Below are 15,990 nucleotides of genomic sequence, written 5' to 3'. Positions count from 1 at the left end.
GACCTAATATTGGTACCCATAAAACTTATTTTTTCTATCAGTGAAAAAAGACGTTTAGTAGGTGAGAAAAAAGGTTAAAGTAAATATGTTAATCCCTTTGATTTTGTCTACATACCCTTCCTATTTTTACTCAATAAATTTAAGAAAGGATCTGTTATGGAAAAACACACATATAAAAATCCCGTATTTTTTATTTCGGTTGTAATTGTAGCGTTTTTAGTTATTTTTGGTGCGGTTTTGCCAAAAAAGTTTGGTGAAGTCGCAAATGAGTTATTTACCTTTACAACAACCAAATTTGGTTGGTTTTATCTTCTAGCCGTATTTATTTTTGTTTTATTTTTAATCGGAATTTGCTTTACGAAGTATGGAAAAATTAGACTTGGTCCAGCTAATTCACGACCAGAGTATCCATTTTTTACATGGATTGGAATGTTATTTTCTGCAGGTTTTGGTGCAGGGTTAGTGTTCTGGGGTGTTGCAGAACCAATGAGTCACTTCTTTGAAACTCCTTTTCCAGGATTGGAAGGGCAAACAGAAGAAGCTGCAAGAACGGCTATGGGATACGCTTTCTTTCACTGGGGAGTTAGTCAGTGGTCCGTATTTGCTATTGTTGGTCTTGTAATTGCATTTTTACAATTTAAAAAAGGTAAAAAAGGTTTAATTTCTACATCGATTAAACCTGTCATCGGTAGGAATAGCGGAATAGCAACAACGATTGATTCATTAGCTGTTATTGCAACAGTAATGGGGGTAGCAACTTCCTTAGGGCTAGGAATACTGCAAATGAATGGTGGTCTAAAAACGGTATTTGATGTTCCAGACGCACTATGGATTCAAATTGTCATTGCAGGTGTTATGTTAGTAATGTACTTACTATCCTCAACTACTGGCTTGAATAAAGGAATTAAATGGTTAAGCAATATAAATTTAGGATTATGTTTATTATTGTTATTGTTTGTATTTGTTGCAGGACCAACGGTGTTTATACTAGATACATTTGTACTTGGTTTAGGTGATTACTTAACTAACTTTGTACAATATAGTTTGCGTCTAACCCCATATTCAGGTGATACATGGGTAACGGAATGGACAGTATTCTATTGGGCGTGGGCCATTGCTTGGTCTCCATTTGTAGGAGCGTTCGTTGCACGCGTTTCAAAGGGTAGAACAATTCGAGAATTTGTTTTTGGAGTCCTAATCGTTCCACCAGCGATCGCATGCTTATGGATTGCTGCATTTGGCGGTACCGCATTATTTAGTGACTTAAATAATGGAACTCAAATTGCGGAAGCGGTTAACAATGATTTATCCGTTGCTTTATTTAAAACATTTGCTGGGTTACCATTAACCGATATTATGTCAGTGTTAGCGATAATCTTGATATTCACATTCTTGGTTACCTCAGCTGACTCTGCAACATATATATTAGGTAGTATGACGTCACGAGGTAGTCTAAACCCTGGTCTAGTAGGGAAATTAATTTGGGGTGTATTAATTACTGCAATTGCTGTAGTGTTACTTATTGCTGGAGGATTAGATGCATTGCAAACCGCGTCACTTGTTTCTGCACTGCCATTTACGTTAATACTGTTGATTATGCTCATTGCATTTATCAAAATGGTTAAAAAAGAAACATTACCAGGTAAAAAGAGAGAATAGAAAAAATGCAGTTAAAGGAAAATTCCTTTAGCTGCATTTTTTCTATCTACGATTGATGTTACGACAGATGTAGTTAGTCCAACCATTAAAATCATAACTGCGGAATAAATGATGTGCACATTTGGAATTAGGATCCATCCCATCCCGATTACAAGGACATCGATAAAAAATATGATGATCCCAACATTCATCCGTGTATTTTTTGAAATCATTAATGCTAATAAGTCTGTCCCACCTGCACTCGATTTTGTTGCTAACAGGAAACTGATTCCGATTCCAATAAGCAATCCACCACTTAATGCTGATATTAGGATAGGATATGGGGATATATGTGACAATGAATGAAAAAAGTCGATGAAAAATGAACTAATAAGCAAACCGTGAATGCCATTATAAAAATATGGACGCACATATTTCCATGCAAATAAATAGATCGGTAAACTCAAAATCATTATCGTTAATCCTGGTTTAAGACCAAGCGTATATTTTGCTATTAATCCCAACCCTATAATACCACCGTCCAGTAGATGGTTTGGAATTATGAATAAATTGATACCTAACCCAATAAAAATGCTTCCGATTAGAATCATTACCATTTTTTTAAGCATGTACATTCCACCCTTGTCCAAAAAACTCTATGTGTAAATGTATGCTTTTCGATGCAAATTTATCTCATAAGAATAGACTTGTATAACCATTTAGCTTATACTCAAAATAGAAAGTAGGTGATTCAGATGGGAAGGATCTAATTCAAATACATATCCATAAACGATTTAGCAAATCGCAGAATCACTTACAATTGTTCGGTTCATAGAAACACATACCAGGAGGTGAAGTCCTTGTATTTTCAAATACAAGGATCATAATTGGAGATAGTTAACTTAATTATGGTTGCCATATTGATTGCTCTTACAGCATTCTTTGTGGCAGCCGAATTCGCAATTGTTAAAGTAAGAGCAACTCGATTAGACCATTTAGTAGCTGAAGGAAATAAAAGTGCAGTTTATGCAAAAAAATTGGTAGATAATTTGGATGCTTATTTATCGGCATGTCAGCTCGGTATAACCGTAACAGCCTTAGGATTAGGTTGGTTAGGGGAACCGACTTTTGAAGTAATACTTAGTCCACTTCTAGGTGAATTGGATCTTCCATCAACTGTTACACATACGTTAAGTATTTTCTTGGCTTTATTAATTATGACTTACTTACACGTAGTACTTGGAGAATTGGCACCAAAAACAATGGCCATTCAAAAAGCAGAAACGATAACGCTTTTACTATCAAGACCATTGATTTTCTTTTATAAGATTATGTATCCATTCATTTGGTTATTAAATGGGTCTGCAAGAATTTTTATTCAGTTATTTGGTTTTAAACCAGTTAACGAACATGAAGTAGCACACTCAGAAGAAGAAGTACGTTTGATACTTTCTGAAAGCTATAAAAGTGGTGAAATTAACCAAGCAGAAATGACCTATGTAAATAACATTTTTGATTTTGATGATCGTGTTGCTAAAGAAATTATGATTCCACGTACAGAAATGATCTGTTTTTTTGCAGAGGATAGCTTCGAAGAAAATTTAGAAGTAATTAAGGAAGGTCAATTTACTCGTTATCCTGTTGCTGATGAGGACAAAGATCATATCATTGGTTTAGTTAATATTAAAGAAATTTTTACGGGACATATTCATAAAGAAAAGCAAACATTAAATGAATATGTCCGACCAATTCTTCACATTACAGAAGCGACTCCAATCAAGCAGGTACTTATCCAAATGCAAACAGAACGCATTCATATGGCGATTGTCATTGATGAATATGGCGGAACAGCAGGATTATTGACCGTTGAGGATATACTAGAAGAAATTGTCGGGGATATCCGTGATGAATTTGATACAAATGAAAAACCAATGATCGAAGAAATAGACGAAGATACAACCCTAATCGATGGAAAAGTCTTGCTTGATGATGTAAATGATTTATTTAGTGTTGACTTAGAAGACGATGAAGTAGATACTATTGGTGGTTGGATTATTACACATAATTTAGACGCCGAAAAAGGTACTACAATCGAGTTTAATGATTACCACTTTATTGTTGAGGAAATTGATGGGTATCAAATCAAGAAAATTAAAGTTGTTAAAGTAAATTAAATGCTTTCTAGGGTTCCGCATGTAAGTGGTCTGGTCCGAGAGAAAGCGCACATTATATGTGTACACGGAGGGACAAAAGCCCGGGAGGATATCAAAAGATATCTTCCTGGGCTTTTTTACTTAGGAAAATGCGGGGCAACAATTCTAAGAGTTGAAGGAAAGGTGTGAACTAGTGACAATTTATGTTTATCGTAATTACATCGTTGTTCACAGCTTCGGTCAAGGCTGGTGAAGTAACATTTTCGAGCGTAGTGGAATGATTGCATGTAGGATGGCAGCTAGCGGACACACGATTCCTTATTTGTGAAAAATAAGGGTAAAAGCGCTTGTTATCGGACTCAGGATTCCTTATTTGGGTAAAAACAGTTAAAAATCATGTTTTTAGGCTGAATAAGGAATCGTGTGTCCGATAATCCTCAAAATAAAGCTGAAAAGGGTAAATAAGGCATCCTCAGTCCGATACCAAGCAGTCTCAAGTTCTAATTTAGTTCCAGATAGTGCAAGTTCGAGCGTCACGAAGAATTAACTCAAAATACACCAGGGTACAAGGAGGAAATTATAATGAAAAAAGAATGGAATATTGTTTTTCTAGCAGGATTATTTGAAATAGGTTGGGTAGTTGGATTAAAGCATGCAGATAGTCTACCAACCTGGATTGGAACAGCAATTTGCATTTATGTTAGCATGCATTTATTAATAATTGGTTCCAAAAAACTGCCAGTTGGCACTACCTATGCAGTATTTACAGGAATCGGCACTGCCGGAACGGTTATGTTAGATTTTGTCTTATTCCAAGAACCGTTTAGTTTCATAAAAATAGGATTAATCGCCCTATTGCTTGGAGGGGTAATTGGTTTAAAAACGATAACGCCCAAAACGGAGGTGAGTAAATAATGGCTTGGTTCTATTTAATAATTGCAGGCATTGGAGAAGTAGTTGGGGTTATTGGTATTAATAAAATTATTCATGAAAAAAATGTAACTTCCTTTCTAACTTTAATTGGTGGATTCATTGGAAGCTTTTTGTTTTTAACACTCGCCATGCAAACAATTCAGATGAGTACAGCTTATGCCATATGGACTGGGATAGGTACGGTGGGTAGTGCGTTTATGGGGATTGTTTTTTATAAAGAATCTGCAGATTGGCGAAGGATAGTTTTTATCGGAATGATTATTTCTGCGGCAATTGGATTAAAACTTATAAGTTAGATGTTTAATATTCTTGAATTTCGGTAATTTGTCTACTAACTAGAATTTAAAGGGAGTGCATATCTAGTGACTTTAGTAGAGCAAATGAACGAATTAGAACAGGTGCACAAGGATAACAACAATAAAGTATTTTCGATGTATTTAAATACGGACCCTGCTGATCCTGAACAACAGGGTGGAGAATGGAAAATTCATTTGAAGAACGGATTACGAAACTTTGAAAGTTATTTAGAGGAAGACGATAACAAGGAAGAGTTGAATAATTTTAGAAAAATTAAAGAAAAGGTAAATGATTTTGTCCTAGGAAATGAACAAAACTTTCGTAAAGGGATTGTTCTTTTTGCGACAGCCGACGAGGAAGTATGGTACGCAGAAAGAGTCCAAATGCGGTTAGAGACAGCATTTTATTGGGAGAGTTACCCTGTACTTGATCAATTAAAGCAATTACATGAATCCTTCCCGAAATCAGGTATTGTTCTTGCTCAACAAGATAAGATTAAGGTAATCGAAGCTGAACTGGGCGAAATAAATGATACTGACCACTTTGAACTAGATATTAATACAGATAATTGGCGGCAAATGACGGGACCACACAAAGCAGATGCTTCGATGGGATCTGGCGGTAAAAGTACACAGCAGGATAATTTTAATGCAAGATATCAAGCAAATAAGCATCGCTGGTATAAAAGTATTGCTCCAACCCTAGATAAACAAGCAAAAAAGCAGGAGTGGGAGAAAATAATTATTGTTGGGGATCCTGATGTGGCACCAGAAATTGAGGCGCAAATGAATAAGAAAGCGGATACTGTTATTCAAAAAAATCTGCTTGATCATGAAGAATCAAAAGTATTAGAAGAAGTTTTTGCATAAAAGAGGATGTTCAAAAAGTCCGGTAAAAATGACACTTCGAATTTCTTTGTTAGCTAGCTTTTCCTGCGTGCTAGAACGTTTCCTCACGTATTAAGGGCAAAAGGAACTTCTACTAAGATCGCCCACGTCCTGTGGGCAACGTAGAAGTCAGTACATCCTGTACAAGCCCGGTACTCAAAGCTACGCTGCCTCGAACTTCTCGGTCCTTTTTATCCTCCTTTTTGAACACACACTAAAAGGAAAGCTGAGCCCGTTTTGTGGTTCAGCTTTCTGATTGTCTATATAACCCCCATCACAATTCCATAGACAATAACAAATGAAACGAATAATGAGGAGATAACATAGATTAATGCACTTTTATATTTTTTATCCAAAACTAACTGTAAGACTTCATTTCCAAATGTAGAAAAGGTAGTATATGCCCCGCAAAAACCTACACCGAGAAGAATCCATGTCCAACCAGCTATTTGGTCTTCGATATGAAACCGAAATAAAACCCCTAATAAAATAGAACCAGTGATATTGGCAATCCATGTACCTAGTAAATGCTTGGTCGTTTTTTGCGATATATAGTAACGGAGAATACTTCCGAAAAATCCTCCGATTGCTACCAATAATAAACTCATGATGAAACACGCTTTCTAGTCGCTAGCCTATATCCCGCAATACATAGAAACAATCCACCTAGCACACTAATGCATAAATAGCCCAATGCTAGAATAATCCTTGTATTGAACAACAGAACTGTCTCTACCATAAATGTAGAAAATGTTGTAAATGAGCCAATAAAGCCAATTCCCACTGCTGCGAACATCTCTGGACCAAGCTTTTGTTTAATCATCGGATGACTAAGTAAAAAACTTACCAAAAAACAGCCAAGTAAATTAACTAGCAGTGTTGCAAACGGAAATCCATCACCAGCCGGAAATAATAGCGAAATACCGTACCGACTAGCTGCCCCAAGCATTCCACCAATTCCAATTGCTAGATAGATATTCTTCATCATTTATGCACTCTTACAGGCTGGACAGAGTCCATAAATTTCAAATTTATGGCCTTCAATGATGTAATTTGCCAATGTGTTTTCAACTTCATCCATTGGGCACACATCAATTTCTTTTGTTTTGCCACAATCCTTACAAATGAAGTGATGGTGATGATGGTGTGTACACGAAATGCGGAAGTGTTTTTCCCCGTTTAATTCAGTTGTCTCCAATATTCCTACATCATTAAATAGGTGTAAGTTACGATACACGGTATCAAAGCTTATCCCTTCATAAGATGGTTCTAAGTACTGTATGACGTCTTTAGCAGTTCGGTAACCATCTGCGTTTGTAAAGTAATGAATAATATCTTCTCTTTTTTGTGTTGTTTTATAACCGTTTTCTTTTAGTTGGTTGATTGCATCATGAAGTTTCATATTAGATCGCCACCTTTTTAGAAAATTTTTTGATTCCAATAGAAATAAGCAAAATAATAATCGAAACGATAACAATAGTACCACCAGGTGGAATACTGAAATAGTATCCACTGATTAAACCTAGAATCACAGCGGTCTCTCCAAACAAAATAGAAAGAAAAATGGTTTGTTTGAAACCTCTTGCTAGACGCATACTTGCTGCAACGGGTAATGTCATTAAAGCTGAAACAAGTAATACACCGACAATTCGAATTGAAGCAGCAATTACGAGTGCTGTTAGTACGATAAATAATAAATGAATCCACTTTGCATGTATGCCAGATACACTAGCATGTTCTTCATCGAATGATAGAGTAAACAATTCTTTATAAAATAGAAAAATAATAAAAACAACAAATATGGAAACACCAAGAATCGTTAAGAAATCCTTTTGGCTAACAGCCGATACCGATCCAAATAGATAGTTAAATAGCTCCGTATTAAAGCCATCTGCTAATGATATAAAAATTACACTTAATCCTACTCCTCCTGACAGAATAATGGGTATAGCTAGCTCCTGATAAGATTTGTACACTCCCCGAAGCTTTTCAACGAATATGGAGCCGACAACCGAGAAAGCCATCCCCCCATATAGTGGTGTAATTGCAGTAATTGCAAACTTTTTTTCTAAAAGCAAACCAAAGGCAATGCCGGCAAGTGTAACGTGTGACAAGGCATCTGCAATTAATGAAAGTCTTCGGACAACGATAAATGTGCCAAGCAATGGCGCGATAATTCCAATCAAAAGCCCTGTTAAAAATGTATTTCGTAAAAAATCATATTCAATAAAATCTGCTAACATAGATGTTTCCTCCAACGTTAATGATCATGTGTCACACTACTAACGGGATGACCATAGATTTGAGACAAATCACGATCAGATAATGATGTATATGCTTCTGGATCTCCATGAAAATGTAATGTTTTATTTAAGCAAACGATATCTGTGGCATGCTGTGTCATCAACCCCGTGTCGTGTGTAACAAGCAATAATGTAATATTGCGCTTTGAATTCAGTTGATGCAACAGGTCATAAAACCGCTGAACATTTTCATTATCAACACCAACAGTTGGTTCGTCCAAAATGAGAAGTTCTGGATCATTGACTAGTGATCTTGCAATAAAAACGCGTTGTTGTTGACCACCAGAAAGATTTCCGATATTTTGATCCGTGTATTCGCTCATACCAACCTGCTCGATAGCGTGTTGTATTTTTGCCTTATCTTTTTTGGAGTAGAACTTCAGATAGCCCACCTTTGCTGCAAGCCCCATCGATACAACTTCAAAGACAGTAGCAGGAAATTCCTTATTAAACGCATTTGATTTTTGTGAAACAAAGCCGATTCGGTTTTGGTCCTTAAATTTAGTAATTGGGTCTCCAAACAAAGATATACTACCTGTATCAGGTTTTAAGATACCTAGAATTAACTTTATTAACGTTGTTTTTCCGCCACCGTTTGGACCAACCAACCCCATGAAAGCTCCTCTTGGTATTTCAAAATTAATATTGTCTAAAACAAGTTTCTTTTCATATGCATAATTGATTTGTTTCATTGTAACAATAGGCTCGCTCATTATCGAACACCTTACTTTCTTAATTTGTAGCTTTGTCAAGAACATCTAAATTATGGTTCATCAGTGTGAAATAGTTTTCTTCATTATTAATATCTTCTTCCGTTAAAACGGAAAGATTATGAATATAAAGTGCTTCTGCATCAATTTGTTCTTGAACAATTTTTGATACACGGTCTGAACCGTTTTGTTCAAAGATAACATATTCCAAATTATGTTCTTTCGCCTTATCAATAATCTCGGTTAATTCTTTCTGTGATGGTTCTTCACTTGATGTTAATCCACTAATTGCAATTTGTTTAATTCCATAGCGCTCTTCCCAATACCCATAAGCAGCATGTGAAACAAGGATTTCTTTGTGTTCTTTTGGTTGAAGTGTTTCGCGAAACTTTTGATCCAATGCTAATAAGTCCTTCTTTAACGTATTAAAGTTTTCAACATAGATTTGTTTTTTGTCAGGATTTAACTCAATTAATTTACCTTTAATAATACCAGCCATGTCGATCATTCGCATTGGATCCAACCATATATGTGGATCGTGATCACCGTGATGATGACCATCATGCGAGTGTGCTTCCTCATGCTCTTTCTCTTCCGTATGGAAAAGTTCTTCATGTGTTCCTAGTTCAATTAGCGCAACATCCTCTGATTTCAATGCATCTGCCGCGTTTTCTGCAAAACCTTCCATTCCAGCACCAAGGTAGATAAAGGCATCACCACTAGCAATAGCAGTCATTTCCTTCGAAGTAGGTTCGTACGTGTGTGCATCTACACCAGGTGGGTATACTGATTCCACATTTATTGTATCTCCTCCAATTCGTTCCGTTACAAACTGAATTGGGTAAATGGATGTATAAATGGTCATTCCTGCTTTATCCGTTTCATCAGATGATGAATTACAAGCCGTAAGTATAGGTATTAAGAATAGCAATAGTATATATATTTTTTTCATATCTGTACCTCCAAGCGTTAATTACTTACATTATATTATCGTAATGATTCCGATTTGTAAATAGTAATGATTCCGATTAACGAAAGTTCACTAATTTGCCACTACAAACAAGCTTTTTAATTGAAGTATAATAGATACTAGTATGCAGAAAGGAGCAACTTCTTATGAAAAAATATTTGTTTATTCTTTTGCTACTTGTTATAACGTTAGTTGCTTGTGCGAACCAAAAAGAATCGAGTAAAGAACAATCAACTCACTCAACTAATCATTCATCAAGTGAGCTACATGTCGATGAATCGCTTGATGGACTGGCATATAATATGGAAAAAGATGCTTGGTCACCGATGATGGTGCAATTTCTAGGTGAAGTGGATGATTCACGTGTGAAAGGCGCCTATGAGCTTGCAATCAATTACCCGAATGTTTTAGAATATATGCCATGCTATTGTGGCTGCTATGACAGCAATGGACATGAAAACAATAAGCATTGCTTTATTGATGAAATCAAGGGAGAAGTCGTTACATTAGATAGTATGGGCTTTAGTTGTGGAATTTGTATCGATATCGCAAATGCTGCTGTTGAAAAATATAATAATGGTGAATCATTGAAAGATATTCGAACGTATATCGATAATACCTATGGAGGAAATGGTATTGGACCAACGCCAACACCTATGCCAAAAGGATAATTAGACAACAACTGACTCATTATATAATGGGTCGTTTTTTTTATAACGTCAGAAAGTTATGGTAGACCTTATAAGAAAAAGGAAGGTTTTACAAGGGAAAAAAGCGGATAAAGTAATAGTATTACAAGAAAAAAATAGAATTGTGACGATGGTTCACATGTCGGCTCGTTCAGAGCGAGTAAACTTAATAATGAAGAAAGAGGGATAATGTGCAAACAACATTAGATGTACGTGGAATGACTTGTAGTCATTGTGAAAAAGCAGTAAAAGGTGCGTTAGAAGAATTGAATGGTGTCACAGGAGTAGAGTTGCACCTTGGTACAGGTAAGGTAGATGTTACGTATGACGACACCAACGTAACCGTATCGGACATGCGCGAAGCCATTGAGGAACAAGGCTACGACGTTGTGGCATAAAACGGCGCCTGATATTTTTCCATATTTATGGAAATGTCAGGCATCTTTCTTCCTATTATGATAAAAAAAGATATTCCTTTTTGTAAAAAGATGATAAAATATAAGAGTTGCAGGTAAAATTGTTTAGTACAAAAGATTTAGTGTTTGGGGGAATGGACGTGGAACAACTGATGCGTAATTTTTTCTTGTTTTTGTCGAAAAATAAAACGCTTACTCGTCTTGCGAAAAAATATGGCTTACGATTTGGTGCTGCCCGCTTTGTAGCTGGAGTAGATATCGATCATGCATCGACAAAAATCAAAGAAATAAATGATAGTGGGTACGTCGTTACAGTTGATCACCTGGGTGAGTTTATTGATAACGAAAAAGAAGCAAAAGAATCCGCTGATGAATGTATTCATGCAATTGAAGTTATAGCGGAAAAAAACCTAGATTCACAGCTTTCCTTAAAGCTTACGTCGATGGGCTTAGATATATCAGAAGCAGTAGTAATGGAAAACCTGCGTCGTATTTTGGAAGCGGGTAAAAAGAACAATGTTACTGTTACAATTGATATGGAAGACTATGAACGTAAAGACAAGACGTTAGCTATTTTTAAAGAATTAAAAAAAGAATATAACGATCTTGGAACCGTTATTCAAGCATACTTATACGATACCGTTAAAGACTTAGAAGAATTAGATAGCTATGATCCATATTTACGTTTAGTGAAAGGTGCTTACAAAGAGTCACCTGAAGTAGCTTATCCGGTTAAAAAAGATGTGGATGAAAACTATAAAAAAATAATTAAATTAAACTTAGAAAATGGCAATTATACTGCTATTGCAACGCATGATGATGCAATCATTGATTATGTTAAAAAACTGGAAAAAGACATGAATCTTTCCCGTGATCAATTCGAATTCCAAATGTTGTTCGGGATTCGTAAAGATTTACAAGAAAGACTCATGAAAGAAGGATATACAATGCGTGTTTATGTACCATATGGTAAAGATTGGTACGGATATAACATGCGTCGTTTAGCTGAACGTCCAGCTAACGTATTGTTTGTGTTAAAAGGAATTTTTAAGAAGTAAATCTTATGCGACCGCGTACCAGATGCGGTCGCATAATTTTTTCTCAGTAAACAAGAAATATTTATTGCGAAATGTCAGAATATAATTTATAGTAGATAATAGATGGATAGGGAACTATCTTTTATTTTTAGCAATAAAAATGAATGAGTATTCATTCAAATGGAGATAGGAGGATATAAACATGAAGCACTCAATCAAGCGCGCTGCGGTATTAGGCTCTGGAGTGATGGGGTCTGGAATTGCTGCACACTTGGCTAATGTAGGTATACCAACAATTATGCTCGATATTGCTCCACGTGAATTAACGAAGGATGAAGAAAAAAAAGGTCTAACGTTAGAAGACCGAGCAGTTCGAAATCGGATTGCTGCAGCTAGTAAAAAAGCATTATTGAAACAAAAACCATCACCAATTACTTCGAAAAGCAGTCTAGAGTTGATCGAAGTAGGTAATATGGATGATGACATGGAAAAGCTTGGTGATGTTGATTGGATTATTGAAGTTGTTGTAGAAAATTTGGATATTAAGAAAAAGGTTTTTGCAAACGTAGATAAATACCGTAAAAAAGGTTCTATTGTAAGCTCAAATACATCGGGGATTTCAGTTGAAGCGATGGCGTCTGATTGTTCAGAGGATTTCCAAAAGCATTTCCTTGGGACCCATTTTTTTAACCCGCCACGTTACTTAAAGTTATTGGAAGTAATTCCAACAAAGAATACAGATCCGGAAGTGCTCCAGTTTATGAAAACGTTTGGTGAGAATGTTCTTGGTAAAGGTGTTGTAGAGGCAAAAGATACACCGAACTTTATTGCAAATCGTATCGGGACGTATGGACTTCTTGTAACTGTCCAAGAGATGCTAAAAGGTGGGTATAGTGTCGGCGAAGTAGATTCGGTCACTGGCCCAATGATTGGACGGCCGAAAAGTGCCACCTTCCGTACACTTGATGTTGTCGGACTTGATACGTTTATCCATGTTGCGAAAAATGTTTATGATCAAGTCGAAGGCAAGGAAAAAGAAGTCTTTGATGTACCTGATTTCATTTTGAAAATGCAAGAAAATGGGTGGTTAGGTGCCAAAAGCGGCCAAGGATTTTTCTTAAAGAAAAAAGATAAAAATGGTAGCACGATTTATGAGCTAAATCCAGAAACACTAGAATACGAGGATCGTAAAAAATTAAAAACTGCCGCTACTGAGATGGCGAAGCAAGAAAGTGGATCCCGTCGTAAATTGAAAGCGCTTGTATCAGCAAAAGGAGATAGAGCTGGTGATTTAGTTTGGAACATTTCGAAGACCGCTTTAATCTATTCAGCTGAATTATTAGGCGAAATAGCAGATGATATTGTTTCTATTGATCAGGCGATGAAGTGGGGATTCGGCTGGGAACTAGGACCATTTGAAATGTGGGATGCAATCGGGCTTCGTAAGTCAGTTGAACGCATGCAAGCAGAAGGAGAAACGATACCTGAATGGATACTTGAACTTTTAGCAAATGAAAACGAATCCTTCTACAAAACGGAAAATGGAAATGTTTATTACTACGATAATGGCGAATACAAACAACAAACGTTTAACAAAAAAGAGATTAACGTAAAGCGCTTGAAGGATGTCAATGGTGTCATAAAAAGTAATGCTGGTGCTAGTTTAGTAGACTTAGGAGATGGCGTAGCTGGTCTAGAATTTCATTCGAAGAGCAATGCTATTGGTTTAGATACGATGCAAATGATTAATTTTGCATTGGAAGAAGTTGACAATAATTACCGTGGGCTAGTTATTGGTAACCAAGGAAAGAACTTCTCTGTAGGTGCAAACCTTGCGTTGATGTTATTTGAAGCGCAGGATGATAACTTTTTCGAATTAGATATGGTTGTTAAACAGTTCCAGCAAGTTGGAATGAATATTAAGTATTCAAATAAACCCGTCGTTGCAGCACCATTTAATATGGCGCTAGGTGGCGGAGCAGAGGTTTCACTACCAGCGGCAGCTATTCAAGCATCAGCAGAGACATACATGGGACTAGTAGAGTTTGGTGTGGGTCTGATTCCTGGCGGTGGTGGAACGAAAGAGTTATACCTAAAGCAACTTCGTAACCTACCAAAAGGTGTAAACTTTGATCTATCAAAAGTAGCTAATGATGTGTTTGAAAAGGTAGCAACCGCTAAAGTATCTACTTCCGCCGCTGAAGCACGTGAAAATGGCTTCTTAAACAGCTTAGATGGCATAAGTGTAAATCCAGATCATTTATTACACGATGCGAAGCAAAAGGTGTTGGCATTAGCAAACGCAGGTTACCAAGCACCGAAACGTGAAAAAGTTCCTGTTGTTGGTGACGCTGGATATGCGGCGATGTTAATGGGTGCAAAGGCATTACAAATGAGTGGATATGCCTCTGATTACGATGTAAAAATCGCTGAGAAACTAGCATATGTTTTATCAGGTGGACGAATTAAAGAAGGAACACTTGTCGATGAACAAGTTTTACTAGATTTAGAGCGTGAGGCGTTCTTAAGCCTAATTGGCGAACCAAAAACACAACAACGTATGCAACACATGTTAGTAAAAGGAAAACCATTACGTAACTAATCGAAGAGGGGGATTAATGTGAAGGAAGCAGTTATTGTTGCAGGAGCTAGAACCCCTGTAGGCAGAGCAAAAAAAGGGTCACTTGCGAATACACGACCAGATGACTTAGCAGCGTTAACCGTAAAAGAAACGCTAAAACGCGCTGGAAATTACGATGGAAATATTGATGACGTGATTTTCGGATGTGCGATGCCAGAAGCGGAACAAGGTGCCAATATGGCGCGTAATATTGTGGGCTTGGCTGGATTAAAAACAACCGTGCCCGGAATTACCATTAACCGTTTCTGTTCATCTGGTTTACAAAGTATTGCATATGCAGCAGAAAAAATTATGATTGGCGCAAGCGATACCGCCATTGCAGGTGGAGCTGAATCGATGAGTCTCGTACCGATGGGTGGACACGTGATAAAGCCGAATACGAAGCTCGTTCAGGATGCACCCGGCTATTATATGTCAATGGGTCATACAGCTGAAGAAGTAGCAAATCGTTTTAATATTTCTCGTGCTGATCAAGATGCATTTGCAGTTCGAAGTCACGAAAATGCTGCAAAGGCAATTCAAGAAGGAAAATTTAACGACGAGATTGTTCCAGTTGAAGTGACAAATCGTTTCGTCGGAAAAAATAATAAAATTGAAGAAAAAACAAATATGTTTGGAATGGATGAGGGGGTTCGTCCTGGAACAACGACCGATATTTTGGCGAAACTCCGACCAGCATTTAATGTGAGAGGGTCTGTAACAGCTGGAAACTCTTCACAAATGAGTGATGGAGCTGCCTCAGTTCTTGTAATGGATCGTGAGAAAGCGGAAGCTGAAGGATTGTCACCACTCGTAAAATTTCGTTCATTTGCAGTAGCTGGTGTAGAACCGGAAATTATGGGTGTAGGTCCAATTGAAGCAGTACCGAAAGCATTAAAAATTGCTGGATTACAGCTTTCTGATATTGGATTATTCGAATTAAATGAGGCATTCGCATCTCAAGCAGTACGCGTTATTCAAGGACTTGATCTTGATATAGATAAAGTTAATGTAAACGGTGGAGCAATCGCACTTGGTCACCCGCTTGGATGCACAGGTACTAAGTTAACACTAAGCCTTATCCACGAGATGAAGCGTCGAAATGTACAATTTGGTGTAGTGACCATGTGTATCGGTGGCGGAATGGGCGCTGCCGGAGTGTTTGAATTATTGTAAGTGGCGTTTATAAAGATGTTTCGTTACTATCTAAATGAAAAATTTCAGTAAACTGTAAACTGAACATTCTGAACTAATAATGCAGCCAGGGACAATGCTTGGTATCGGACAGAGGATGCCTTATTTACCTTTTTTAGCCTTATTTTGAGGGTTAACGGACA

At 36.9% G+C, this 15,990-nt stretch carries 17 protein-coding genes and 1 riboswitch; of the genes, 10 read left to right on the top strand and 7 right to left on the bottom strand.

Annotated elements, in window-relative coordinates; all coding sequences use genetic code 11:
• Nucleotides 1-156: 156 nt before the first annotated feature.
• A complete protein-coding gene (locus ACY9Z2_RS06790; RefSeq protein WP_463608865.1) occupies nucleotides 157-1,659 on the top strand; it encodes a BCCT family transporter in 1,503 nt (500 codons plus the stop codon).
• A gap of 11 nt (nucleotides 1,660-1,670) precedes the next feature.
• Here ACY9Z2_RS06790 and ACY9Z2_RS06785 read toward each other — a convergent pair whose 3' ends face one another.
• Nucleotides 1,671-2,267, bottom strand: a complete 597-nt coding sequence (locus ACY9Z2_RS06785) for a YitT family protein (protein ID WP_463608864.1) — start codon at nucleotides 2,265-2,267, stop codon at nucleotides 1,671-1,673.
• Nucleotides 2,268-2,525: 258 nt separating this feature from the next.
• Here ACY9Z2_RS06785 and ACY9Z2_RS06780 point away from each other — a divergent pair, with 258 nt between their 5' ends.
• From ACY9Z2_RS06780 to ACY9Z2_RS06765, 4 genes are all read left to right on the top strand, one after another.
• Nucleotides 2,526-3,812 carry a hemolysin family protein gene (locus ACY9Z2_RS06780; protein WP_463608863.1) on the top strand — a complete coding sequence of 429 codons (1,287 nt, stop codon included), beginning with the start codon at nucleotides 2,526-2,528 and terminating at the stop codon, nucleotides 3,810-3,812.
• Nucleotides 3,809-3,901, top strand: a riboswitch (guanidine-I (ykkC/yxkD leader). It overlaps the preceding gene by 4 nt.
• A 472-nt stretch (nucleotides 3,902-4,373) precedes the next feature.
• A complete protein-coding gene (locus tag ACY9Z2_RS06775) occupies nucleotides 4,374-4,706 on the top strand; it encodes a DMT family transporter (protein ID WP_463608862.1) in 333 nt (110 codons plus the stop codon).
• A complete protein-coding gene (locus ACY9Z2_RS06770) occupies nucleotides 4,706-5,020 on the top strand; it encodes a DMT family transporter (RefSeq protein WP_463608861.1) in 315 nt (104 codons plus the stop codon). The genes ACY9Z2_RS06775 and ACY9Z2_RS06770 overlap by 1 nt, the downstream gene beginning before the upstream one ends.
• A gap of 66 nt (nucleotides 5,021-5,086) precedes the next feature.
• Complete coding sequence (locus tag ACY9Z2_RS06765; protein WP_463608860.1) at nucleotides 5,087-5,890, top strand: VLRF1 family aeRF1-type release factor; 804 nt, start codon at nucleotides 5,087-5,089, stop codon at nucleotides 5,888-5,890.
• A gap of 278 nt (nucleotides 5,891-6,168) precedes the next feature.
• Here ACY9Z2_RS06765 and crcB read toward each other — a convergent pair whose 3' ends face one another.
• The 6 genes from crcB to ACY9Z2_RS06735 are packed head-to-tail and all read right to left on the bottom strand — an operon-like array spanning nucleotide 6,169 to nucleotide 9,873.
• Nucleotides 6,169-6,516 (bottom strand): fluoride efflux transporter CrcB, encoded by a 348-nt coding sequence (crcB, locus tag ACY9Z2_RS06760; RefSeq protein ID WP_463608859.1) that lies wholly within the window; start codon nucleotides 6,514-6,516, stop codon nucleotides 6,169-6,171.
• Nucleotides 6,513-6,893, bottom strand: coding sequence for a fluoride efflux transporter FluC (locus tag ACY9Z2_RS06755; protein WP_463608858.1), 381 nt, complete (start codon nucleotides 6,891-6,893; stop codon nucleotides 6,513-6,515). Before ACY9Z2_RS06755 ends, crcB begins: the two co-directional genes overlap by 4 nt.
• 3 nt (nucleotides 6,894-6,896) lie before the next feature.
• Nucleotides 6,897-7,310, bottom strand: coding sequence for a Fur family transcriptional regulator (locus tag ACY9Z2_RS06750; protein ID WP_463608857.1), 414 nt, complete (start codon nucleotides 7,308-7,310; stop codon nucleotides 6,897-6,899).
• Nucleotide 7,311: 1 nt separating this feature from the next.
• A complete protein-coding gene (locus tag ACY9Z2_RS06745) occupies nucleotides 7,312-8,151 on the bottom strand; it encodes a metal ABC transporter permease (protein ID WP_463608856.1) in 840 nt (279 codons plus the stop codon).
• A 17-nt stretch (nucleotides 8,152-8,168) separates the two neighbouring features.
• On the bottom strand, nucleotides 8,169-8,924 hold the full coding sequence (locus tag ACY9Z2_RS06740) for a metal ABC transporter ATP-binding protein (protein ID WP_463608855.1): 756 nt from the start codon (nucleotides 8,922-8,924) through the stop codon (nucleotides 8,169-8,171).
• A 19-nt stretch (nucleotides 8,925-8,943) separates the two neighbouring features.
• Complete coding sequence (locus tag ACY9Z2_RS06735; protein WP_463608854.1) at nucleotides 8,944-9,873, bottom strand: metal ABC transporter solute-binding protein, Zn/Mn family; 930 nt, start codon at nucleotides 9,871-9,873, stop codon at nucleotides 8,944-8,946.
• A 164-nt stretch (nucleotides 9,874-10,037) separates the two neighbouring features.
• On the opposite strand from ACY9Z2_RS06735, the gene ACY9Z2_RS06730 reads away from it, so the two are divergent.
• From ACY9Z2_RS06730 to ACY9Z2_RS06710, 5 genes are all read left to right on the top strand, one after another.
• Complete coding sequence (locus ACY9Z2_RS06730; protein WP_463608853.1) at nucleotides 10,038-10,562, top strand: PCYCGC motif-containing (lipo)protein; 525 nt, start codon at nucleotides 10,038-10,040, stop codon at nucleotides 10,560-10,562.
• A 209-nt stretch (nucleotides 10,563-10,771) separates the two neighbouring features.
• On the top strand, nucleotides 10,772-10,978 hold the full coding sequence (gene copZ / locus ACY9Z2_RS06725; RefSeq protein ID WP_463608852.1) for a copper chaperone CopZ: 207 nt from the start codon (nucleotides 10,772-10,774) through the stop codon (nucleotides 10,976-10,978).
• 158 nt (nucleotides 10,979-11,136) lie between these two features.
• Complete coding sequence (locus ACY9Z2_RS06720) at nucleotides 11,137-12,054, top strand: proline dehydrogenase family protein (protein WP_463608851.1); 918 nt, start codon at nucleotides 11,137-11,139, stop codon at nucleotides 12,052-12,054.
• Nucleotides 12,055-12,235: 181 nt separating this feature from the next.
• A complete protein-coding gene (locus ACY9Z2_RS06715) occupies nucleotides 12,236-14,635 on the top strand; it encodes a 3-hydroxyacyl-CoA dehydrogenase/enoyl-CoA hydratase family protein (RefSeq protein WP_463608850.1) in 2,400 nt (799 codons plus the stop codon).
• Nucleotides 14,636-14,653: 18 nt separating this feature from the next.
• Entirely contained in the window at nucleotides 14,654-15,829 is a 1,176-nt protein-coding gene (locus tag ACY9Z2_RS06710) for an acetyl-CoA C-acetyltransferase (RefSeq protein ID WP_463608849.1), read from the top strand.
• Nucleotides 15,830-15,990 lie beyond the last annotated feature (161 nt).

This window comes from Virgibacillus sp. GM2-2 (assembly GCF_055329585.1).
Note: the sequence above shows the minus strand (reverse complement) of the source record. Positions and strands in the feature narration are given on the sequence as shown.

Bases quoted from the DNA above. Each gene is read 5' to 3' on its own strand.
- ACY9Z2_RS06790 (WP_463608865.1), top strand. From the start codon at position 157: ATGGAAAAACACACATATAAAAATCCCGTATTTTTTATTTCGGTTGTA.
- ACY9Z2_RS06785 (WP_463608864.1), bottom strand. From the start codon at position 2,267: ATGCTTAAAAAAATGGTAATGATTCTAATCGGAAGCATTTTTATTGGG.
- ACY9Z2_RS06775 (WP_463608862.1), top strand. From the start codon at position 4,374: ATGAAAAAAGAATGGAATATTGTTTTTCTAGCAGGATTATTTGAAATA.
- ACY9Z2_RS06770 (WP_463608861.1), top strand. From the start codon at position 4,706: ATGGCTTGGTTCTATTTAATAATTGCAGGCATTGGAGAAGTAGTTGGG.
- crcB (WP_463608859.1), bottom strand. From the start codon at position 6,516: ATGAGTTTATTATTGGTAGCAATCGGAGGATTTTTCGGAAGTATTCTC.
- ACY9Z2_RS06755 (WP_463608858.1), bottom strand. From the start codon at position 6,893: ATGAAGAATATCTATCTAGCAATTGGAATTGGTGGAATGCTTGGGGCA.
- ACY9Z2_RS06750 (WP_463608857.1), bottom strand. From the start codon at position 7,310: ATGAAACTTCATGATGCAATCAACCAACTAAAAGAAAACGGTTATAAA.
- ACY9Z2_RS06745 (WP_463608856.1), bottom strand. From the start codon at position 8,151: ATGTTAGCAGATTTTATTGAATATGATTTTTTACGAAATACATTTTTA.
- ACY9Z2_RS06740 (WP_463608855.1), bottom strand. From the start codon at position 8,924: ATGAGCGAGCCTATTGTTACAATGAAACAAATCAATTATGCATATGAA.
- ACY9Z2_RS06735 (WP_463608854.1), bottom strand. From the start codon at position 9,873: ATGAAAAAAATATATATACTATTGCTATTCTTAATACCTATACTTACG.
- ACY9Z2_RS06730 (WP_463608853.1), top strand. From the start codon at position 10,038: ATGAAAAAATATTTGTTTATTCTTTTGCTACTTGTTATAACGTTAGTT.
- ACY9Z2_RS06715 (WP_463608850.1), top strand. From the start codon at position 12,236: ATGAAGCACTCAATCAAGCGCGCTGCGGTATTAGGCTCTGGAGTGATG.